This window comes from uncultured Thiothrix sp., assembly GCF_937876535.1.
Lineage (GTDB): Bacteria > Pseudomonadota > Gammaproteobacteria > Thiotrichales > Thiotrichaceae > Thiolinea.
The window spans coordinates 134,319-156,453 of record NZ_CALFHZ010000007.1; the positions used below are offsets into that span (position 1 = coordinate 134,319).

Genomic DNA, 22,135 nt, shown 5'->3' on the forward strand with positions numbered 1-22,135 from the left:
CAGATAGTAAAGGTGGACTGCATGAACGAACTCTCTCGCTATAAATTGCGTTGTCGGCGTGGTATGAAAGAATTAGATTTTGTACTGGAGCGTTACTTAAGCAATCATTTTCCGCAGGCTGATGCCGAAGAAATCCAGCGCTTTGACGAATTACTCGAACTTCAAGATCCTAGTCTGTTTGGGATCATTTTTCAGATAGAGCCTACCCCTGAACCATTTCAGGCCTTAGCTGCTAAAATTCGCGCCCTCTCTTGATGGGCATCTTTAATCAAACCGAAGAACAATGGCAGGAACGCTTAGTACGCCTACGCTGGGCTTGCCATCGCACACAATCCGAACTCAATAAACCCTTACTCAGCTTTCTGGAAAACGTCTATCCCTCTTTGGCAATGGGTGATCAGTTTGCATTCGAACGCTTGCTAAGTGCAGCTGATAAGGATATTTTGCAGTGGTTAGCGGGCAAACAACTACCGAATGATCCGGGCATTGTAGCTATTCTCACGCTGATGCGCTCGCCTAGCTAATCATCCAAAACACTCATTATTATTTTAGAGGAAGACTCATGGCTGAGTTGATCGACTTATCGCCTATTGCTGCTTATCAATATTTACAGGAAAATCCTGCTAACAGCGTTCTAGTCGATATACGCTCATCTATGGAGTATTTATTTGTTGGTCACCCCATCGGTTCTATCCATATTGCGTGGATTGATGAACCTGATTGGGATGTAAACCCCAACTTCGTGAGCGATGTCGAGCGCTTATTACTAGGGCGCTTTAAAGGCTTAGACCCGAAAACTGAAACTGCCATCGTTTTGTGCTGTCGTAGTGGTAAGCGTACTCAAGATGCTGCAGCTGCCTTACTTGCCGCAGGCTTTCAAAAAGTTTTACATGTGAATGAGGGCTTTGAAGGCGAACGTGACGAACAGCATCATCGCAGTACTCTAGGCGGTTGGCGTTTTCATGGTTTACCTTGGGAACAATGTTAGGTTTTAGGCGACTAAATCAAAATTATCGAAAATTATAGTGCTAAACTGTCACCCGAATCCAAGGAAGTGGGTAGCGGGTGACTAGCCATGACAATGGCTAACTAGAATCACGCTTACCCAACCGTACTGGGATTGAGCTAAACCATAAAGGAGTTATCAAAATAATGAAAGCAAAAGCGCTAGTAGTACTAGTTCTTGCTGGTGTATGGGGTCTAGCCAGTTGGTGGTGGTACGCTTGTAATATCAAAGGCTTCTGCGGTACGCCCGTAGCGCATGCTGAAAATGCCACTGAATCGCAGGGTTCAGAGCCAGCAGCGAAAACCCCAGATACTAATGCTGATGCCCATAAAGTTGCCGATCTCCCTGTAGCAACCACTACTCAATTAGCTGCTATTAATCCCAGTTCAGAAACTAAGCCTGAAAACAGTACAGAAGCAAGCACTCCTCCAGCAGTAACTACCGCTACCCAAACTGAAGAGAAACCTGCTGATTCCTCTACAGAACCTAAAGTTGTACCAGAGACTAAACCTGAACCGATTGAAGCCAAGCCCGCTGAAACGACTGAAACAGCAAAACCAGAAAAGACTAATACAGAAGATACGACTGCACTTGAACCCGCACCATCGACTGAGCCAGTCACCACGACTACTGATGATAGCGATAAAGATGGCGTACCAAATGAACTAGAGAAAAAGCTCGGTCTTGATCCTTATATGTCAGACTCAGATAAAGATGGAGTCAGCGACAAAGATGAGCTAGGCGATAAACCTGCAGAAGCCCCCCTAGATACCGATGATGACGGTACTATTAATGCCTTAGATACTGATGATGATGGCGATGGTGACTTAACTTCGAACGAAGCGGTCGATCCAAATAAAGATGGCTCAGTCGCTGATGCGCGTGACAGTGATCAAGATGGCATTCCCGACTATTTAGATAAAGATAGTGGCTGGGCAACCTTAGATGACGACCATGATGGCATCAGTAATGGTGAGGAAAAAGCAGCGGGTACTAATCCAAGCCTAACTGACTCGGATGGGGATGGTGTGCCAGATAGCATTGAATTAGCCGATAAAAAAGATACTGATGAAGACGGAGTTTTAGATGCACTCGACACCGATGATGATAATGATGGTGTTATGACAGCAATGGAAAATCCTGATCCTAATAGTGACGGCAAACTTAACGATGCAGCAGACCATAATAAAAATGGTGTACCTGATTATTTAGATGCTAAATCCTCTGGTGAAACGGTCGCACAAAATAATAGCACCGCAGAACCTAATCCTAAAGATCCAGACATGGCAACAGGAGTGCCTGTCACTAAGCCCACTAAAGCAGCTACAGAGCCTGAGCCTACTCCTACTGAGGCTGCAGTAAAACCCGAAGTAACCACTGAAAAAGAAGTTACCGAAGATAAACCTGCAGCAGAAACCGCAAAGCCAGAACCTAAAGAAGAGAAGCGAGCCGCTAAGACGGATGACAGCAATAAAATCACTGTCGATTTAGAAAAATCGGCTGACAAAAAAAATGTGAGTTCAGCACGCTTATATTTCCCCTTCCGTTCAAGCAAACCTGAGCTTGCAGATAGCACCAAAGAGTACTTTGATGATTTAATAAGCTTCTTAAAAGCCAACCCGCAAGCCAAGGTGAAAATCATTGGGCATACCGATAATGTCGGTGATGCTGATATTAATGAAAAGCTAGGCTTACAGCGGGCTGAGCGCATTCGTACCTTGCTAGTGAGGCGAGGTGCACCCAAGGATCAGGTTGAAGCCAGCTCCAAAGGTGAAACGACTCCTTGGGTGACTAATAAAACTGAGGAAGGTCGTAATAAAAACCGGCGCGTTGAAGTGAAGCCGATTAAATAACTTGGCTATAGGAGTACCGACTGATGTTCGAAAATATGACTAGCCGTGTTGACCTGGGTGACGCTAGCTTAGAACTAGCCGTTATGTTGGGCGTTGCCTTTATCTTGGGCTTCTTATTCTGCTATCTACAAAATAAATCCAATGACTAAAGGATCTAGACTGTGAACGAAACGACTAATTCCGCCTACACCTTCGGCACAGCTAGCTTTGAGATTATATTATTACTCATTGGCTGTTTCGCACTGGGTGCTTTGCTCTGTTATGTGCTGAAAAAAATGGGCTTATGTTGCAAGAAATCCGTTAAACCTACTTTAGTAGTGGAAGACCAAGCAGAGTCGGAGCCTTTAGACCCAGTAGCACAAATGCGCGCACGAATTGGGACAAGCTCCCCGACTGCAAGCTATCCGCCGCCAGTAAGCGCTCAAATGCCTAGAATGGAACAAGAAACAACTTATGAGGCTGATCTACGTAGCCTCTTAAAAGGTCGTAGTAGTGATAATGAGACTATTAGTACCAACTCGAACTCTTCAAATAACACGCGCAGCACTGCTTTTCCAAGCCGGATAACTCCATCAATGCCGCCTAAAGCCACCCAAGTGGTTGAACCCACGGTAGCGCCTATCGTTATCCCAGATGAAGATCATGTAGACGACTTGAAAAAACTAGAAGGAATCGGCTCAAAAATTGAAAAACTACTGAATGAAGCTGGTATTAAAAGCTATGCAAAACTTGCCACCATGGATCGAGATGCTTTAAAAGCGATTCTAGACGCGGGTGGCGGTCAATTTAAGCTGCATGAGCCTAAATCTTGGCCTTATCAAGCGGAGTTAGCTGCAAAACAAAATTGGCAACGTTTGAAAGAATATCAAGACTTCTTAATTTCTGGTCGGAACACCTAACTTCACTTTAAACAGCTCTTCAATTTAACCTGAAGAGCTGTTTACTTTCCTACTTTTCTTCTTGAGTCGCTACAAAAGCACTTTGCAAATACTGCAACATTGACACCAAAGTCAGAATCGTTGCTAGTACTAAGGCAATAATCCCTAGTTCACGCATGGGTAGGAAACCAAATAAATCTTGGTTATAAAGCAAGAAAATTAGCGCAATAATTTGGAAAGTCGTTTTCAGTTTACCAATAAAAGCGACTGCTACTTTCCCATGTAAGCCTACTTGTGCCATCCACTCGCGTAAAGCAGAAATGACAATCTCACGCCCAATAATGATCATCCCCGCTAGGGTGAACCAAATATTAGCTTCACGCTCAACAATCAGCAGCATGGCCACAGCGACAATTAACTTATCCGCGACTGGATCCAGAAAAGCCCCGAAACGTGACTCTTGCTGCCATTTACGGGCTAAATAACCATCAGCCCAGTCCGTTAAGCCCGCAAGACCAAAGACTAAAGCTGCCGCAAATGGTGCCCAAGTTCGATCAAGATAAAAAAACAGGATCAGTAAAGGAATAAAAGCAATCCGCACCCAAGTCAGTAGGATGGGTAGATTCATGTTTTTCAACTACCGATCTCCATTAAATTTATCGTAAATTTTTTGTGCTAAGGTCACGCTAATTCCCGGCACTTTCGCTAACTCTTCAACACTCGCACGCTCAATCGCACGTAAACCACCAAATTGCTTTAGTAATAATTGGCGGCGTTTACTACCTAAACCATTAATCTCTTCTAAAGCGGATTGGGTACGTGCTTTCTGCCGTTTCGCTCGATGGCCAGTAATGGCAAAACGATGCGCTTCATCCCGAATCTGCTGCACTAAATGCAAGGCTGGTGAATGCTCGGGCAAATTAAGACGCTCAGTATTGTTCTCAATAATCAAGGTCTCTAAGCCGGGTTTACGCCCTTCTCCTTTTGCTACCCCCACCACATTGACGTGGGTGATCGCTAAGCTTTGCAGCACATCTAAGGCTTGGTTGACTTGCCCACTACCGCCATCAATAAACAGAATATCAGGCAGTTTACCATCCTGCTCAGTACCCCGACGAAATCGCCGCGTTAACGCTTGATGCATCGCTGCATAATCATCACCCGCTTGAATACCATTGATATTGTAACGCCGATATTCTGATTTCATTGGTCCTTCCATGCCAAAGACGATACAAGAAGCCACCGTCGCTTCACCCATCGTATGGCTTATATCAAAACACTCCATCCGTGCTGGCGGTGAATCTAAACCTAAAGCCTCTTGCAAAGCAAATAAACGCTGGCGCATGCCCGCTTTGGAAGCAATCTGCATTTGCAAAGCTTGCTCAGCATTACGGATCGCCATTTCCACCCATTTGGTGCGCTCGCCCCGTTGAGGCTGGCGAATTACCACTTTGCGCTCCTGTTTGAGGGTCAGCATATCCTCTAAGACTGCCTGCTCTGCGGGTAACTCTGAAACTAAAATCTCACCCGGCACATCGTGATTCAAATAATATTGAGAGAGGAAACTCTCTAAGATCTCCTCGGTTTTGATTTCATCATCCGGCAATTCAGGAAAGAAGTTACGATTCCCCAAATTATGCCCATTGCGAATCGTGAAGACCTGTACGCTAGCTAAACCTGCATCGGTAGCAATCGCGACTACATCCACATTACCGCTGGTGCCTGTAACGTATTGCTGCTGAGAGATGTGACGAAGACTCTCAATCAAATCGCGCTGTTCAGCGGCTTTTTCAAAATTGAGTTGCGCTGCCGACTTCTCCATCTTGACGATCAATTCATCAATCGCATCTTGGGTATGCCCTTGTAGAAACTGCACGGCATGACGGATGCTATCGGCATACTCCTCTTTTTCAATCAACCCCACACAAGGCGCACTACAACGCTTGATTTGATACTCTAAACAAGGCCGCGAACGATTCGCGAAATAACTATCCTCACATTGGCGAGCCTTAAATAAACGCTTCATTAGATGTAAGGTTTGGCTTACCGCACCTGAGCTGGGATATGGACCAAAATACTGCCCCGGTTCTTTACGTGAACCCCGATAAAATTGAATGCGTGGGTACTCATGTTTGGAAATATAGATATACGGATAGCCCTTCCCATCCTTGAGGCGAATATTGTAATGCGGTGCATGCTGTTTAATCAGATTACTTTCTAGCAGCAAAGCTTCCGCTTCAGTAGTAGTGATCGTTACCTCCACTCGCTGAATTTGCTGCACCATTGCATAGATGCGTGAATTGGCTACTTTTGAACGAAAATAACTTGAAACTCGATTTTTCAGATCCTTAGCTTTGCCCACATAAAGAATTTCCTCATTTTTGCCGTACATGCGATACACACCAGGCTTATGCGGCACGGTCTTGAGGAAGTCTTGAGAGTCGAAAGCATTGGGGGTTTGCATGTAGCTATTTTGCCACAGGTAAGCTAGGAATGGTAAAACCTAATGACTTACTTGGGAAAATACTCCGCCATAAAAGAGCGAACACAACTTAGCTTGCTAAATGAAATAGCACTTAGGATATATACAATATTTTTCGGCCATTCACATATAAATTTCACCCGCCTATCATTCTGCACTAAACACTTTAACATTCATTTAACTATCATTTATTAATTGCCAACTTTAATTTATTAATTAACTAGTAAATTAAAATACAAAGCACTTATTTTAACTAACACTTAGATTTACATGACGAGTCTTGTTGATTTTTCTCTAAAGAATCCATTGAAAAGACGATAAATTACCAAGGAAGAGATGTGACTACGCCTATAAATATCAAAAACCTTATAAAGCCTTTATTAACCCCTCCAATCCCCAAAGATATTTCTTCTAGATTCAGATACCTAGATAAAAAAAACCTATCCATTATCGAAGCCTCCTTAAAGGCGCATTTCTTCATACAGCAAGATGCTTGGTATAGTGATGCTAACTATTTATCCTCTGCTGCAGGTCAAGAAGACTTGCAAGATCATCTAACTGGAAGGCTTGAGCATTTTCGGCTTAGTGTGATTCCTTGGCTGAATAGTGTGCGCCCCTTGGCAGGCTCTAAAATTCTTGAAATAGGTTGTGGTACTGGTGTTTCAACAGTCGCCTTAGCCGAACAAGGTGCTAAAGTGACCGCGCTTGATGTGGTAGAAGAGAGCTTAATCGTCGCTAAAAAACGCTGTGAAGTGTATGGCCTAGATGTAGCGTTTCTGCTTGCCAATTCCACAGAAGTACATAAGTTATTAGCAGGCCAAGACTTTGACTTTATTATTTTTTTCGCCTGCCTTGAACATATGACCCACAGTGAACGCATGCTTGCCATGAAAAGCACCTGGGACATGCTCGCTACGGGTAGCTTTTGGTGCTTGGTGGATACACCTAATCGCTTATGGTATTACGATCAACATACTGCTCACCTGCCATTTTACTCATGGCTGCCGGATGATTTGGCTTTTGCGTACTCACGTTTCAGTCCTCGCAAACCTTTTTCTAGTTTGTATCACGAAATTACTGATGATTCGATGCTCGATTTTCTCAGGCGGGGTCGAGGAGTCAGTTATCACGAATTTGAACTCACCATGAAACCAGCCGAGCAGCTTGAAGTAATAAGTAGCCTTACAAACTTCTTAAAAAGTCGGAATTTTTTAACAAAAATTTTATGGAGCTTAAAAGATAGAAACCCTTTTGAGTCACTCCTAATCAAACTAGGTCCGAAAATTCATCAAGGCTTTTATCAATCTAGCTTGGATCTGATTATTAGGAAAAATTAAATCGCTATCCATGCTAGTAGTAGTAGTAGTAGTTAATATAAAGCTCTTAATTGAAAAGCTTTGCCCTGCTCTGCAAACAAAACAGGTTTAAACTATCAGTTTCAATCTTAAAAGCTTATTTTAAATATGAGTGAAATGCCTAAAGGCTCATGGTATAGCTGAGACTTAGTGCACTACCATTTTCGAAAATAAATTAATCACCAACACACCAGCAATAATTAGTCCCATGCCAAGCACGGCTGGTAAATCCAAGCGCTCATGATAAAACACTACCCCAACCAAGCTAATCAGCACAATCCCTAGTCCTGACCAAATCGCATACGTAATCCCCAAGGGAATGGTACGCAACGCTAAGGTCATGAAATAAAACGCACTACCATAAGCAGCAATCATAATAAGCGTAGGCCATAGCTTGGTAAATTCAGCCGAATTTCTTAAGGCACTAGTTGCAACAACTTCAGACAGAATGGCAATCGCCAAATAAAAATAAGACATAAAACCTCAATTAATACAGTAGATAAGGCTGGCGTTGCGCTAGCCAGGCTTGCTCATCGACTCTTGCTAAATGTTCTAAATCGGCTACTGTTGCCGCAGGATCATCCACCCATTCACGCAATAAGGGCGAACCATTTATGACATCAATCGCGAGCTTATCAAGCTCATATTCATAAGGGAAATCACGCCACAAAGGATAATCAGCGTCTAATAAACGTAAAGCTTTGAAAGCTAAGGCTTGAATACGCCAAGGTCTGAACAGTTGATGCTGATAACTCGCATCTTCCACATGAATGTGCACGCCTGCACACAGTTTGCCCACATGCTTATGGAAAGTCGGCTCAAACCAACACTCACGCAAGCGGCAACCTTGTAGCCAATTAGGCGCTAATTTATACATCAGCTTCAAGAGTGCTTTAGGATCAATATCGGGTGCACCAAATAACTCTAAAGGTCGTGTCGTACCACGCCCCTCCGATAAAGTTGTACCCTCTAGCATCACAGTCCCTGCATAGCAACGCGCCATAAATAAATTGGGCGCATTCGGGCTAGGATTAATCCAGGTGCGTTCACCTAAAGGCCAACCGAAACCTGCGCCTAACTCGGGTTGCCAGCCTTGCATGCTAATCACTTGATAATCTACATTGAGCTTGAACTCAGCAATGAACCACTGCCCCAGTTCGCCCATGGTCATGCCATGCCGCATCGGCATTGGGGCTGCACCGACAAAGCTTTCCCAGCCTTTGCGTAAGCTCAAGCCCTCGACAGGTCGCCCAGCCGGATTCGGTCGATCTAACACCCAAACCGATTTTCCAGTTTGCGCAGCCGCTTCCAAAATATAAGCTAAGGTAGTGATAAAGGTATAAATCCGGCAACCTAAATCCTGCAAATCGACTAGCAAAACATCAAAGGTATCAAGCATGGCAGGCGTAGGGCGACGCACTTCCCCATACAGACTAAATACTGGGATTTTGTACTTAGGGTCGACGAAATCTGGCGATTCCATCATATTGTCTTGTTTATCGCCTTTAATGCCGTGTTGTGGGCCAAAAGCAGCCGTTAAGTTGATGTCATCCAGTGCTGCTAGAGCATCTAAAGAGTGGGTTAAATCGGCAGTGACTGAGGCAGGATGCGCCAGCAGAGCCACACGCTTACCGTGCAAAGCCGTTCTTAATTTAGGTTCTGCGAGAAAACGATCAATTCCAAACTGCATCACAGCCTCATCATTTAGCCCTTAAATCAGGCGCGTACTTTACAAGGAATAGCGTCTCAAGCCTAGCGAGCAGTGAATAGCTGTGTTTAGATAGACTGATTAAATGACAACTTTAATCACTAGGACTTTACTATGGACGAAATCCAAACCTTACAACCCAAAGGCCATCTACTTCTAAGAACTGTCGCTATGCCTGCAGATACCAACCCGAATGGCGATATTTTCGGCGGTTGGATTATGGCGCAAATGGATATTTCCGGCGGCATTATGGCTAAAGAATTGGCGCAAGGCCGCGTTGCTACGATTGCAGTAAATGCCATGAAATTTATTCGCCCTGTGAAAGTGGGCGATGTGGTGGCCTGTTATGGTTCTCTAGTCCACACCGGCACGACCTCTCTCACGATTCACCTGCAAACTTGGGTCAAACCCGCTTGGCGTGATCCAGAATCGGGTTTATTTCAAGTAACAGAGGCTGATTTTGTCTATGTGGCGATTGATGAACACGGACAGAAACGTCCACTCAAAATAGGTTAAACCTTAGGCATTGCGCTGCTCCTCAGTGCGGCGCTGTAACCACCCATACCCACTCACCACTATCAAGCCCAACAGCACCATCCCCGCACCTATCATAAAATGCAGTTCTAAGGATTCATTCAATAAAATCACTCCAAATAAAACCCCAAACAGCGGTGTTAAAAAGGAGAAAATACCCAGTTGGGCAGCCATATAGCGGCGCAGGAGAGCAAACCAAATTAAAAAACTCGCAAAAGAAACTAAAATCCCCTGAAAGGCCAAACTAGCCCAAACCACAGGAGTAGGATTAAATTCAGCTTGCCCCATCACAAAAGCCAGAATGAGTAATAAAATAAAAGTAGCCACTAGTTGATACTGTAAAGTTTCCGTGGCAGGTGCATTGGCGAGACTAGAAGCACGCACCACTAAAGTCGTTAAGCCCCAAGCTAAACCACTTAATAAGCCCAGAAAATCGCCCCAGAGCATATTACTCCCTGTGCTGGGCTGATCATGCCCTAAGAAGGTCACGCCAATTCCGACAAAAGCTAATAGCACCCCAATCCATTGCACCGCTGCCAAGCGCTCCGCAGGAAATAGCCAGTGCATCCCTAAAGCCACAAAAATGGGCGCGGTATAAACTAAAACAATCATGTGTGAAGCGGCTGTATGGCGTAAACCCTCCGCCACAAACACGAACTCAACGGCAAACAATAAACCTACAATTAAACCGGGTTTCCAGTTTTGCGCGATATTCATGCGTTCATTTCGATAACGCATCAATAAAGCTACCAATAGCGCACTCAAGCCTGAACGTAAGGCAATTAACAACATCGGGCTAATCTCATCTACAACCGCTTTTAAGTGCGATTGTTGCACACCCCACAGCATACACAGTAAGACCATAATCCCCATGGCTTTTCCATCTAGTGCTTGGCGAGTATTTGGCATGAGCAACTTCCAGTGATTAGCAAAGCTGCAGATTATCCCTTAGTTTTGCCAGACAAGCAGCAGAATTCCAGCCCTTATGCTAGATAATGGTGCATGCGAATCAGGCCAAGACCTAAGATTCGCCGCATGTTAGACTTAAACAGCCTTCCTAACTTAAACTCACTATGTCTTATTTCGCAGCCAAACAGATTGAAGTACGCCCTTATACTGGCGCCATCTTGCAAGACGCTTCCAGCAGCTATCCGCCGCTGATTAAGCGTATTCTGGCCGCGCGCGGAATTAACCACAGTGACGAATTAAACTTTGTTTTAAAGCAATTGCACCCCGTTTCAAGCTTAAAAAACGTTAAAGCGGCTGCACAATTATTGGCTGAAGCGATTAGCAATCAGCATCAAATCCTGATTGTGGGTGATTATGATGCGGATGGCGCGACCGCGACTGCTTTATGTATTCGCGCTTTACATCTGTGTGGACATCAAGCCGTTGATTTTCTAGTCCCTGACCGCTTTAAATATGGCTATGGTTTAACTCCAGCGATTGTGGCATTAGCCCAAGCTTATCAACCGTGGCTCTTGATGACGGTAGATAATGGGGTCTCTAGCATTGAAGGGGTTGAAGCTGCACATGCTTTAGGCATTAAAACCCTCATTACCGATCATCATTTACCCGGCCAGCAACTACCCGCTAGCCATGTGATGGTCAACCCAAATCAGCCAGAAGATCAATTCCCTTCCAAAGCTTTAGCCGGAGTCGGGGTCGCTTTTTATGTGATGCTCGCCTTAAAACAAGAACTGATTGCCCAAGGCCATTTCGCTAAACAAAACCTACCTGAACCCAATATAGTGAGCCTGCTAGATTTAGTGGCTTTAGGCACAGTGGCGGATGTTGTCCCCCTAGATGCGAATAATCGTATTTTAGTGGAGCAAGGCTTGCGGCGGATTCGCTCAGGTGCTGCGCATGCAGGCATTCAAGCACTCCTTACGGTAGCGAAGAAAGACCCGAAACGGGTGGTAAGCAGTGATTTCGGGTTTGCCTGTGGCCCTCGCTTGAATGCGGCAGGGCGTTTGGCAGATATGGCGGTTGGCATTCGCTGCTTATTAACCGATGACCCCAAGGAAGCCGCACGTTTAGCCTTGCAATTAGATAGCCTGAATCATGATCGCCGCCAGATTGAATCTGATATGAAAGAAGATGCCGAACGCATCATGCAATCCTTAGGTTTTGAGCGAAATGCTAATTTACCACCGATTATGTGCCTGCATCATGCAGACTGGCATGAAGGTGTCGTTGGCATTTTGGCCTCGCGCATTAAAGATCGCTATCACCGCCCCGTGATTATATTTGCCAATTCTGAAGATGGATTGCTGAAAGGTTCTGGACGGTGTATTGAAGGCTTACATTTACGTGATTTAATTGATGAAGTGGCAACCCAGCATCCAGGCATGATCCAGCGCTTCGGTGGGCATGCGATGGCTGCTGGCTTAACCTTACTTCCGGAACATTTCAAGCAATTCCAAACCAGTATCATTGCTGCGGTGAATCGGCAGACTAAACCCGATACTTTCCGCGAAACTATTTATACTGATGGTAGCCTCAATCCACAAGAATTGAACCTAAGCACTGCTGAGCAATTACACGCTTTAGCCCCTTGGGGACAATGGTTCCCTGAGCCGCAATTTGAAGGTGAATTTGAGATCAAAAAAATCCAAATTCTCAAAGACTTGCATGTGCGTGCTACCCTCATTCCGATTTATGCCGAACCGAGCCTAGTTTCAGCAGTAACAGCTATGCATTTCTTTGCCGATTTGCGCCAATGGCCTGCGGAGGGTGAACGTGTAAAGTTAATTTACAAATTGAGTGTGAATGAATACCGCAATGAGCGCTCTTTGCAACTTATGGTCTCTTATGTCGTACCTAAAAAAGATCTTGCTGCTTAACTCGCTTTCAGTGCAAGCCGCTCTTGGGTAGTTTGGGCAATTTTATTTCTTAAATAAATTGGCTGTGCTTGTTCCGCAGGAATGGCTAGCCCCGCTTGATAGTCTTGCCAAGCGAGTTGGGCAATAAATTCTGCTGAAGGTAGCCAATCTGCATAAGTAGCGGTGACTAAGTCGGAGGCTCGTTCTGCCAATTCAGGATAAGCTGACCAGCCATTCCCAACTGCAATCCAGCCTGAATCTTTAGGTAAGTCAATTGCATTAGGGGTTAGAACTTGCTCTTCTGCCTGCAACTGTACCTGTCCAGCTAGTACTTGAAATACACCCCAATAAACCTCCCCCATGCGGGCGTCTAAAGCCACCAGGATTTTCTCTGCTTGTAATTGTTGATAAGCCTGCTGTGCTAGAGCCGCTAAAGTTGAGATAGGTAAAACCAATGTATTCGCTGCTAAGGCCAAGCCCTGCGCAACTCCTGTAGCAATCCGTACTCCAGTAAAAGCACCTGGCCCACGTCCAAAAGCAATGGCATCCAACTGGGCTAATTCTAAATGTGCTTGCTTTAAGACTGACTCCACCATCGGCAAAATTAATTGCGTATGCGCGCGTGGGGTCAGTTCAAACGCAGTGAAACAAGCTTCACTCGTTAGCACAGCGGCTGAACAAGCATCACTAGAAGTATCAAGGGCTAATAGGGGCATGAGTTTCGTTCAAGTTGGGGGTAGAAGGTAGTTTTAAGGGTTGTGCTGAGAAAAAGCGTTCGACAACTTCCAGTTTTTGGGTACGCGGCATCCGTGGCAAACTATCTAAAAACACAGAGCCATAGCGACGTGTACGCAAGCGGGCATCACAAATCATCAAAAGGCCACGGTCTTCTTGATCACGAATCAAGCGCCCTACTCCTTGTTTTAAGGCAATAACCGCTTGTGGTAATTGATAGTCCGCAAAAGGATTGCCGCCTTCACGCCGCAAAGTTTCCAAGCGTGCTTCTAAAACGGGATCATTCGGCGCTGCAAAGGGCAGTTTATCAATAATCACGCAACTTAAAGCTTCGCCGCGCACATCAACTCCTTCCCAAAAACTTGCTGTACCCAACAAGACCGCATTGCCTAGCTCACGGAATTTATCAATCATTTCACGTTGTGGTGACTCACCTTGAATCAGCATCGGGTAATCAAATTCACCCTCGAGTAATTCAGCCGCTTCGTGCATAGCTCGATAACTGGTGAAGAGCATAAAAGTACGCCCACCGCAGGCTTTAATCACTGGAATAGCCGCAGCGACCATTTTCTCCACAAAATCGGCTTGCTGTGGCTCTGGTAAACCCGTCGGTAAATACATCAGAGCATGATGCCAATAATCAAACGGGCTATCGAGTTTTAGGGTAGCCGCTTGTTTAATACCTAAGCGTTTGGTGAAATGTTCAAAAGAGTCGCCGACCGCTAAAGTGGCGGAAGTCATCACCCAACGACAAGGCAAAGTTTCCATGCAGCGTTGTAAGGGTGCGGCAATATCTAATGGGGTGGCAGTCAAACTAAAGCTACGGGTAAAGGTTTCAAACCATTGAATCACATCCGTTTGCGGTATTTGCATTCGCGACAAGCGCTCGCGTAACTCTACCAAACGCTCATGGCAAAGCTCTAAACCTTTGCTGCGCTCAACAATTTCAACCAGCAGGGCTTCTAACTCTTGCATTACTTCCAGCAAGGCATTGGTGTGTTCAATAATCCCCGGGCGATCACGCATCATCAGCCACGAAGAACGTTGTCCTGGTGCATCCATGACTAAACGTAAATCTAAAACGGCTTTATCTAGCTGGCTTAACTTATCACGCAACTGCGGCATATCTTTAGCATTGACTAGAAACTCAGCCAAAGTATCACGTGACCATTCTTGGAGCTGGCGACTACTGATGGTTTCACTAAAAAAGCTTGAAGCAATTTCAGGTAGTTGATGCGCTTCATCCAAAACAATCACATCCGCAGCCGGCAGCAACTCACCAAAGCCCTCTTCTTTTAAAGCCATATCAGCAAAAAAGAGATGATGATTGACGACGACTACATCCGCTTCTTGAGCTTTGCGGCGTGCTTTGGCAACAAAGCAATCGCTATAATACTCACACTCTAAGCCAGCACAGTTTTCAAGGGTTGAAGTAACTTTAGGCCATACTTCCGCATCATGTGGAATCGCGGTCATTTCAGCTATATCGCCGGTTTCGGTAAGGCGGCTCCAGCTTTCTAAGCGCCTGATCCAGCCGATTTCGCGCCGATCCGTGAACCGACCCTCTTCTAAAGTTAGCTCTAATCGCTGTAAGCAAAGGTAATTTGCGCGCCCTTTTAACAGAGCTGCTTTGAGTGGAAGTTTGAGTGCCTCACAGACCACCGGCAAATCTTTGAAGAAGAGCTGATCTTGTAGAGTCTTACTACCAGTAGACAGGATCACACGTTCGCCTGAAGCCAGAGTAGGAATTAAATAGGCAAAAGTTTTCCCAACACCGGTACCCGCTTCGACCACTAAGACGCCTTCACCCGCTAATAACTCAGTAATAGCTTTAGCCATTGCCTGCTGCTGTGGGCGCGGCTGGAAACCTTCAAGGCTTTGCGCTAAGGCACCGCCTTCTTCAAGCCAAGCTAAAGCGGGCTGCTCAGAATCTGTGCTCACCACCCGCTCTCCTCTAAACTAATTGGTCAAACGTTGGGCACGTAAACGCAGAGCCGCATCATCTGGCGCTAAATCTAAAGCCTTTCTCGCCATTGAGGAAGCTTGCGATTTATTACCCAGTTGCTCATTCACCTCTGCTAAGCGCAGCCACAAGTTGGCATCATTGGGCGCAATGCGTAAAGCACGTTCTAAAGTCGTTGCAGCACGATCAGCCTTGCCAACACTCAGCTCGTTATTCGCTTGTTTTAGTAAGACAGCGACCGCAGGCGAGCTAGTTGTGGTTTGTGCACTACTACTTGAACTGGAGCTAGTCGGCATACTGTTTTGCGTAGTGCCCAAACCCGTTTGGGGTGGTACAGTGGTATTTACAGTGGGAGCAGGCTGTTTTTCCACTGGCAAATCCATCACTTCTACTTGAACTTTACCTTGATCCCAGAAAGGAACACCCGCAGGCTTTTGGGTACTAGTTTGAGCACTAGATACAGGTTGTTGCTCAGGAATATAAGTGACTGAAGGACCTGCCGATTTTTTGGGAGCACTTGGCTCTGGTAAGGATTCAGCTACAATTTTGGTGCGTGCTTCAATCGGTGTCACAGTAGGTGGTGGATTATAGCTTTGCTGACGTGGTGGCTGTTGCACTGGTGGCATTGGCTGAGGAATCGGTTGAGGCAACTGCTGGGGCATAGGCGTTAACGGCATGGCTTGCGGAGGAGCTGCATAAATAGGCTCGGGTGGCAAAGCAGGCGCACAGCCCGCTAGACCAAGCATAACTAGAACTAACGGAGCGTAAGCTAAAACGCTTTTAGAATGATTTATTGACATCATTTATCGATTCCCAGAGTTGTTCATCAGATCGTCGACCCAAGTTCCACCATTAGCGGCAGGAGCGGGACGCGGAGCAGCTTGCGGTGCAGGACGTGGTGCTGGCGCAGGACGTGGAGCAACTTGCGGTGCAGGCGCTGCCGGTCTTACTTGAGGAGCCGGTGCACCGGTTTCAGAAGCCGGTGCTTCTAACTGTGGCTCAGCACAATAACTAATTTTCTGCGGTTGTGTACCACGAATAAATGGCATTCTTACCGACTTACCACAAGCTGGATTAAATAATAAGCCAGTCGCAGCGTCGACATCGACCCAGACTAAGCGCGAAGACTGGCCGACTTTAAGTGGTTGTGAAGGCATGACTTTCATCATATCCGCCCATACCTTCAAAGCACCGGTACCGCCAGTCATATTAGTTGGTTTACTATCATCACGCCCTACCCAAACAGTCATCACATGCTGGCCTGAAAAACCTGCAAACCAGCTATCTTTCTTATCATTCGTCGTACCGGTTTTGCCAGCTACATCTTTCCAACTTGGCAATACACCTTGCAAGGCTTTTGCGGTTCCATTGGTAGTCACTTGATGTAAACCAAAGTTAAGCATTTCCACCGACTCAGGGCGTGCCACTTGTTGGACTGTTAGCGGATAGCGGGTCAGCGTTTTGCCATTAGAGACATTCATTACACTGCGAATCGACTTTAAGGGTGAGTAAGAACCATTAGCCGCAAGGGTTTGGTACATCTGTTGTACTTCAAAGGGCGACAATTCCAAAGCACCTAACAAGATAGCGGGATAAGCTGGAATTTCTTTCTTAATCCCTAAATCACCCAAAGTCTTAATCACTTTATCTAAACCAACCTCTACCCCAACCCGTACTGCAGGTGTGTTCCTGGACATCATTAAAGCCTGCATCACAGTCATCGTGCCGGTGAAGCGTTGGTCATAGTTACCAGGTTGCCAATACTTATTACGTCCTATTTTTACCGTCACTGGCCCATCACTTACACGATCACCGAGCGAACCATACTTACCTTTGTTCTCAAAGGCCGCCAAATAAATTGCGGGCTTTACCAAAGAACCAATTTGCCGTTGGGCAATTAAGGCATGGTTATAACCGGGATAACGCACATCTAAACCACCAACCAAAGCAATAACTTCACCACCTTGGACAGTGCTAATAATCATGGAGCCGCTAAGTTTATTTTTCGGAATACGATTAGCACGCTCTAATTGTTGCACGCGTTTAATGACAATTTGCTCAGCCATTAGCTGTACAATCGGATCCATTGAAGTAAAGATTAGCAAACCTTCAGAACGCAAATCTTCTTCACGGTAATCACGTTGCAACTGAGTACGCACCAAATCTAAATAGGCTGGGAAAGGACTTGCACCAGAGGGGCGATGCTCACTCACACCTAAAGGCCGTTGACGTGCTTCTGCACCTTCAGCAGCCGTCAGCACACCTTCTTGCTCCATAACCGTCAAGACTACATTGCGGCGTTCTAAAGCACGCTCAGGGAAACGACGAGGGTCATAAAAAGCAGCACCTTTAGCTAAACCAATCAAAAGAGCAATTTGATCGGATTTCAGTTCACGGATGGGGCGATTGAAATAGAACTGCGCGGCTAAGCCAAAGCCATGAATCGCCCGCGAGCCATCTTGCCCCAAATAGATTTCATTTAAATAAGCCTCGAGAATTTCCTGTTTGTTGTAATGCAGCTCTAAAAGCAAAGCCATCAGCGCTTCTTTCAGCTTACGTTCCCAACTACGCTCGTTGGTGAGATAGAAGTTTTTCACCAACTGCTGGGTGATAGTACTACCCCCTTGCACAGTCTGACCCGCTTTGAGATTAGTTACCATCGCACGGGCAATCGCCATCGGGTTCACACCCTGATGTTCATAGAATTTCTTATCCTCGACGGATAGGAGGCCATTAATTAACAGCGGCGAGACATCTTTAATACGGACTAAAACGCGGTCTTCATTCTGGCTAGGGTAGAAATTGCCAATCAGCACAGGCTCCACCCGCATGACCGGCAGTGCTTCTTTATTCGCTAAAGCAAGGGAGGTAACTTTGCCACGCGCAAGGCTAACTTTAATACTTCGAGGTGGCTCTACATCTTCTGCAAATTGGAAGCCACGTGTAATGACCTGAAAATCATCACCCTTACGATAGTACTGCCCTGTCTCAGTAGGAGCTTTATCAACCTGAACATAGCTGAGTAATTTTAACTCTTGCTCAAGGTGATCTGCATAGAGTTGTTGTCCATTGAATAATTCTAAAGGTCGAGCAAATACACGGGCAGGCAAAGCCCAACGTCGTCCTTCGAACTGTTTACGTACAATTTCGTCTAGTTGCATTGAATATACAACTAACGCTAATACGCCTAAAACTAAACCAACAATAAGAACAATGCGGAAAACCCGCCCAAAGAGAGCCATAAAAAATCCGATTCCTTTCACGGGGAAGAGCCACCAAGCAGTCTTTGATGTTTTTACTACTGCGGGCGGATTCTGATTGGATTCCTGAGTCAAGGTGCTATCCTGCTTAATGTGCAACTATGCTAAATTTGACTCGCTTCATGCGAGCCTAGTTCACCCAGCCTAAGTGCAGGCGGAAACAACGGGGCATTTTACACAATAAGCTTGCAGGAAACATTAACCTCCTGTGCAAGTTTAATGGATAAACGCTCAAATACTGCTGCTTTGCAACAAAAATTAATCATTGCCTTGATCAAAGTTTCTAGACATTTGTGAGCTGATAGTTTCTAGTAAGCGCCATTTTTTATCAGAATGAGTGCTTAACATGCTGCACGATTTAGTTAATTGGTTACTCGAGCACGATGTAGTTAATTGGTTACTTGAGACTTTAGGTGCTTGGGGTTACACCGGAATTTTCATCTTAATGGCAATGGAGTCTACTGTATTACCCATCCCTAGCGAGCTAGTCTTAATTCCTGCTGGCTACTTAGCACATAAAGGGGAAATGAACTTCGCCCTCATTCTACTCGCTTCCACACTAGGCAGTTTAGCAGGTGCCACCCTCAACTATATAGTAGCCTTATGGCTAGGTAGACCTTTCTTAGAGAAGTATGGGAAATACTTTTTTGTGCGCCCCGAATTGCTACGCAAAACTGATCAATTCTTCCTCAAGCACGGCGCAATTTCGACTTTCACAGGGCGTTTAGTGCTAGGCATTCGCCATCTCATCTCCATCCCTGCTGGTTTAACCCGAATGAATTTTGGCAAATTTAGCTTTTATACTTGCTTAGGAGCAGCTGTTTGGTCGCTGGTACTGACTTTGATGGGCTATTTTATTGGCGGTAATGAACAGTTGATTAAAGATAATCTGCCTGTCATGACCGCAGCCATTTTAGGTTCAGTAGCGACTATTCTGGCTCTTTACTATTTTTGGCAAAAGCGGCAAAAAGCTTAAAGTCTCTCAACTTGGACTGGCCTAAAGCGCGCGCGTTATTTAGATAATTAATAACCTAGCCACCCTAACTTAACACTTGAGTTAGGGCAGGATCAGCTAAAGCTTTGGCAAAGAACCTTAGAGTTAAACTAGTGAGCAACTACTAACTGTGACTAGGCAAATTAGCTTCAATCAGTTTAATCAGCTCAGCATCTTGTGGCTTTACAAAGCTTGAAAAGCTGCCAATTAGCTCACCTTTAGGGTTCAACAGATATTTGTGAAAATTCCATTTGGGATATTCGCCTGCCATCTCACCTAACATTTGGTAAATCGGTGAAGCTGCATCCTTGGCGGCATGGGTTTTCTCAAACATCGGGAATTGCACATCATAGGTGAGTTTGCAGAAGTCTTTCACTTCCTGCTCACTACCTGGGTCTTGTCCGCCAAAATCATTAGAAGGAAACCCCAACACCACTAAACCTTTATCTTTATAGTCTTTATAAAGCTTTTCCAAACCTTCAAACTGCGGGGTAAAACCACATTTGCTTGCGGTATTAACGATTAATACCAGTTTATTTTTATAAGCTTCACACAGATTAATTTGTTCTTGGCTATTGAGTGCCCTTAGGGTGAAGTTCAAGGGAGCGGGGCAACCATTGGCGGTTGCTGGGCCTTTAATCGGTTCTGCCATCACTTGAGTCGATGCTAAAAAACTTAAGGCTAAACCAAAAAGCTGTTTCAACATAATGTTCAGTCTCCAAGTACTCGTATTAATCAATTACCGTCCATAATTCTTCGCCCGCTTTGGCGCATATTTCTTTATACTCTGTCAGCAAAACGATGATATGAGGAGTTAAGCATGAAATTTTTTATTGATACCGGTGATATTAACGAAATTCGCGAACTGTGTGCTACTGGCATGGTAGATGGGGTGACGACTAACCCTTCTTTAGTTGCCAGTTCTGGCCGCGATTTCGTTTCTTTGATCCGCGAAATCACTGAAATCACTACAGGACCTGTCAGTGCTGAAGTCTTAGCAACTGATACTGCTACTATGCTCAAGGAAGCAGAAGTTTTGAGTAAAATCGCGAGCAATGTTTGCATTAAATTACCCTTGACGGTCGATGGCTTACGGGCTTGTAAAGAGTTGTCTAGCCAAGGCATCAAAACCAATGTCACACTTTGTTTCAGCCCCTTACAAGCTTTATTAGCTGCAAAAGCTGGTGCGACTTATGTTTCGCCTTTCATAGGGCGTTTAGATGATATTGGCGAACTAGGCTCTGAGCTAATTCGCAATATCATTACGGTGTATGACAATTACCCTGAATTAAACACTGAAGTCTTAGCTGCCTCCATTCGTGGCCCACAGCATGTGTTAGAAGCAGCTTATGCGGGCGCACATGTGGCTACGATTCCGCCGAAAATCCTTAAGCAGATGTATAACCATCCACTGACAGATAAAGGTTTAGCAGCATTCATGGCAGATTGGGCGAAAACGGGGCAAAAACTGCTGTAACTTACAACAGTAGATCCTCTTTAATCGGTATATAACGGGTGGCACTATTGATTAAAGCATTCGAAGTTAACACCGGCACGCCATAGACTTCGGTTTCTACACGATACCGCTGCTGTACTCGTTGCAGCAGCAAATCAAAATCACCATCACCCGAAGCCAACAAAATCACCTCGGTATGCGGAGCTGCCTCCATCACATCTAAAGTAATCCCGACGTCCCAATCCCCCTTCGAAGAGCCATCACGGCGTTGAATATAAGGCTTGAGTTTGACCTGGAAACCGATACCGCGCAGAATATTCTGGAATTGTTGCTGCTTTTGATCGCCACGATCAATGGCATACGCGTAAGCACTCACCACACTCCGCTCCTGAGTGGCTTGTTGCCAAAATCGGTTGTAATCGAAGTTACGATTATAGGCATGTCGAGTTGTGTAGTAGATATTTTGTACATCTACAAACAGACTTACTTTCTTCATGTAGTTATCTTACAACAGTGTAGTGAATTTGCATGCCTTAAATCCTTAGTTTAGAAAAGCTTGCTAAGTATTTGATGGATCTCAAGTTCAACCCTTAGGCTTACAAGCAGTGACTTGCGCATCTGGTAATTTTCTCAACAAGTCAAACCCCAGAGTTTGAGCTTTTTTTAAATCCCGGGGTTGAATCTTAAAGATATTGATGTGCCCATCAGGCGCACCACAAACCGTAGGATAGATTAAGCCATCAACTCCACATTGTCTGACTATGACTTTCACACCCAGTTTGCTTAACTGTCGATTCATGGACTCTAAAGGTTCGCCACCACCCTCACATTGTAAGGAACCTTGATATTTATAGATTTTTATTAAATTAGGAGGTGCGAGAATTGGTCTAGCCTCCAGTGAAATCGGCAGCAACACCAAACAGCTCAGACTCATCAGCCAAGCTGCCAACTGTAATTTGAGCATGGTTCTCTCCTCCCGATTGCTCTAGTTTTTGTCGTCTCTAAGTCGTCAACAGTAGTCTGCTAACTAGGCTAGTATTCTGTATAGTTAAGTTTGCTATACTCCCGCTCGCGTACCCCTTAGTA

23 protein-coding genes are annotated in these 22,135 nt (G+C 45.2%); 11 read left to right on the plus strand and 12 right to left on the minus strand.

All coding sequences use genetic code 11. The annotated features are described in order from the left end of the window. Positions 1-21 precede the first annotated feature (21 nt). The 6 genes from Q0230_RS04185 (at position 22) to Q0230_RS04210 (ending at position 3,758) form a co-directional block, all read left to right on the plus strand. Complete coding sequence (locus Q0230_RS04185; RefSeq protein WP_298608480.1) at positions 22-255, plus strand: succinate dehydrogenase assembly factor 2; 234 nt, start codon at positions 22-24, stop codon at positions 253-255. After that, positions 255-524, plus strand: coding sequence for a succinate dehydrogenase assembly factor 2 (locus Q0230_RS04190; protein ID WP_298608482.1), 270 nt, complete (start codon positions 255-257; stop codon positions 522-524). The genes Q0230_RS04185 and Q0230_RS04190 overlap by 1 nt, the downstream gene beginning before the upstream one ends. A 38-nt stretch (positions 525-562) precedes the next feature. Beyond that, complete coding sequence (locus Q0230_RS04195; RefSeq protein WP_298608484.1) at positions 563-988, plus strand: rhodanese-like domain-containing protein; 426 nt, start codon at positions 563-565, stop codon at positions 986-988. A gap of 164 nt (positions 989-1,152) precedes the next feature. Beyond that, complete coding sequence (locus Q0230_RS04200; protein ID WP_298608485.1) at positions 1,153-2,859, plus strand: OmpA family protein; 1,707 nt, start codon at positions 1,153-1,155, stop codon at positions 2,857-2,859. A gap of 23 nt (positions 2,860-2,882) precedes the next feature. After that, the gene (locus Q0230_RS04205) at positions 2,883-3,008 is read left to right on the plus strand and encodes a hypothetical protein (protein WP_298608487.1); all 126 of its coding nucleotides are present in this window, start codon (positions 2,883-2,885) and stop codon (positions 3,006-3,008) included. A gap of 12 nt (positions 3,009-3,020) precedes the next feature. After that, positions 3,021-3,758 carry a hypothetical protein gene (locus Q0230_RS04210; protein WP_298608489.1) on the plus strand — a complete coding sequence of 246 codons (738 nt, stop codon included), beginning with the start codon at positions 3,021-3,023 and terminating at the stop codon, positions 3,756-3,758. A 49-nt stretch (positions 3,759-3,807) separates the two neighbouring features. Here Q0230_RS04210 and pgsA read toward each other — a convergent pair whose 3' ends face one another. Continuing rightward, positions 3,808-4,365: a CDP-diacylglycerol--glycerol-3-phosphate 3-phosphatidyltransferase gene (gene pgsA / locus Q0230_RS04215; RefSeq protein ID WP_298608491.1), complete on the minus strand. Its 558-nt coding sequence runs from the start codon at positions 4,363-4,365 to the stop codon at positions 3,808-3,810. Between the two features lie 9 nt (positions 4,366-4,374). Continuing rightward, positions 4,375-6,201: an excinuclease ABC subunit UvrC gene (uvrC, locus tag Q0230_RS04220; protein WP_298608493.1), complete on the minus strand. Its 1,827-nt coding sequence runs from the start codon at positions 6,199-6,201 to the stop codon at positions 4,375-4,377. Positions 6,202-6,557: 356 nt separating this feature from the next. Between uvrC and Q0230_RS04225 the strand changes: the two genes are divergently transcribed. Then, positions 6,558-7,556, plus strand: a complete 999-nt coding sequence (locus Q0230_RS04225; RefSeq protein ID WP_298608496.1) for a class I SAM-dependent methyltransferase — start codon at positions 6,558-6,560, stop codon at positions 7,554-7,556. A 165-nt stretch (positions 7,557-7,721) separates the two neighbouring features. Here the strand turns inward: Q0230_RS04225 and Q0230_RS04230 are convergent, their stop codons facing one another. Together Q0230_RS04230 and Q0230_RS04235 are read right to left on the minus strand one after the other, a co-directional pair. Next, positions 7,722-8,051: a multidrug efflux SMR transporter gene (locus Q0230_RS04230; protein ID WP_298608499.1), complete on the minus strand. Its 330-nt coding sequence runs from the start codon at positions 8,049-8,051 to the stop codon at positions 7,722-7,724. A 10-nt stretch (positions 8,052-8,061) separates the two neighbouring features. Continuing rightward, on the minus strand, positions 8,062-9,264 hold the full coding sequence (locus Q0230_RS04235) for a DUF1343 domain-containing protein (RefSeq protein ID WP_298608501.1): 1,203 nt from the start codon (positions 9,262-9,264) through the stop codon (positions 8,062-8,064). A 132-nt stretch (positions 9,265-9,396) separates the two neighbouring features. Here Q0230_RS04235 and yciA point away from each other — a divergent pair, with 132 nt between their 5' ends. Beyond that, the gene (gene yciA / locus Q0230_RS04240) at positions 9,397-9,798 is read left to right on the plus strand and encodes an acyl-CoA thioester hydrolase YciA (RefSeq protein WP_298608503.1); all 402 of its coding nucleotides are present in this window, start codon (positions 9,397-9,399) and stop codon (positions 9,796-9,798) included. Positions 9,799-9,801: 3 nt separating this feature from the next. Here the strand turns inward: yciA and Q0230_RS04245 are convergent, their stop codons facing one another. Continuing rightward, positions 9,802-10,725 carry a DMT family transporter gene (locus tag Q0230_RS04245; protein ID WP_298608505.1) on the minus strand — a complete coding sequence of 308 codons (924 nt, stop codon included), beginning with the start codon at positions 10,723-10,725 and terminating at the stop codon, positions 9,802-9,804. Between the two features lie 164 nt (positions 10,726-10,889). Between Q0230_RS04245 and recJ the strand changes: the two genes are divergently transcribed. Beyond that, the gene (gene recJ, locus Q0230_RS04250; RefSeq protein WP_298608507.1) at positions 10,890-12,662 is read left to right on the plus strand and encodes a single-stranded-DNA-specific exonuclease RecJ; all 1,773 of its coding nucleotides are present in this window, start codon (positions 10,890-10,892) and stop codon (positions 12,660-12,662) included. On the opposite strand, the gene tsaB is transcribed toward recJ, so the two are convergent. From tsaB to mrcB, 4 genes are read right to left on the minus strand one after another with little or no spacing between them, the layout of a single operon-like run. Further along, positions 12,659-13,357, minus strand: coding sequence for a tRNA (adenosine(37)-N6)-threonylcarbamoyltransferase complex dimerization subunit type 1 TsaB (tsaB, locus tag Q0230_RS04255; RefSeq protein ID WP_298608509.1), 699 nt, complete (start codon positions 13,355-13,357; stop codon positions 12,659-12,661). The two genes, recJ and tsaB, sit on opposite strands and share 4 nt — an antisense overlap. Further along, positions 13,338-15,317: an ATP-dependent DNA helicase gene (locus Q0230_RS04260; protein WP_298608511.1), complete on the minus strand. Its 1,980-nt coding sequence runs from the start codon at positions 15,315-15,317 to the stop codon at positions 13,338-13,340. Before Q0230_RS04260 ends, tsaB begins: the two co-directional genes overlap by 20 nt. 18 nt (positions 15,318-15,335) lie before the next feature. After that, positions 15,336-16,142 (minus strand): M48 family metallopeptidase, encoded by an 807-nt coding sequence (locus tag Q0230_RS04265; protein WP_298608513.1) that lies wholly within the window; start codon positions 16,140-16,142, stop codon positions 15,336-15,338. Beyond that, the gene (mrcB, locus tag Q0230_RS04270) at positions 16,143-18,674 is read right to left on the minus strand and encodes a penicillin-binding protein 1B (protein WP_298608515.1); all 2,532 of its coding nucleotides are present in this window, start codon (positions 18,672-18,674) and stop codon (positions 16,143-16,145) included. Positions 18,675-18,945: 271 nt separating this feature from the next. Between mrcB and Q0230_RS04275 the strand changes: the two genes are divergently transcribed. Continuing rightward, positions 18,946-19,575, plus strand: a complete 630-nt coding sequence (locus Q0230_RS04275; RefSeq protein ID WP_298608517.1) for a DedA family protein — start codon at positions 18,946-18,948, stop codon at positions 19,573-19,575. 142 nt (positions 19,576-19,717) lie between these two features. Here the strand turns inward: Q0230_RS04275 and Q0230_RS04280 are convergent, their stop codons facing one another. After that, positions 19,718-20,299: a glutathione peroxidase gene (locus Q0230_RS04280; RefSeq protein WP_298608520.1), complete on the minus strand. Its 582-nt coding sequence runs from the start codon at positions 20,297-20,299 to the stop codon at positions 19,718-19,720. A 114-nt stretch (positions 20,300-20,413) separates the two neighbouring features. Here Q0230_RS04280 and fsa point away from each other — a divergent pair, with 114 nt between their 5' ends. After that, positions 20,414-21,070, plus strand: a complete 657-nt coding sequence (gene fsa, locus Q0230_RS04285) for a fructose-6-phosphate aldolase (RefSeq protein ID WP_298608522.1) — start codon at positions 20,414-20,416, stop codon at positions 21,068-21,070. A 1-nt stretch (position 21,071) separates the two neighbouring features. Here the strand turns inward: fsa and Q0230_RS04290 are convergent, their stop codons facing one another. Beyond that, positions 21,072-21,545 carry an NYN domain-containing protein gene (locus Q0230_RS04290; RefSeq protein ID WP_298608524.1) on the minus strand — a complete coding sequence of 158 codons (474 nt, stop codon included), beginning with the start codon at positions 21,543-21,545 and terminating at the stop codon, positions 21,072-21,074. 87 nt (positions 21,546-21,632) lie between these two features. Beyond that, positions 21,633-22,013: a hypothetical protein gene (locus tag Q0230_RS04295; RefSeq protein WP_298608526.1), complete on the minus strand. Its 381-nt coding sequence runs from the start codon at positions 22,011-22,013 to the stop codon at positions 21,633-21,635. Positions 22,014-22,135 lie beyond the last annotated feature (122 nt).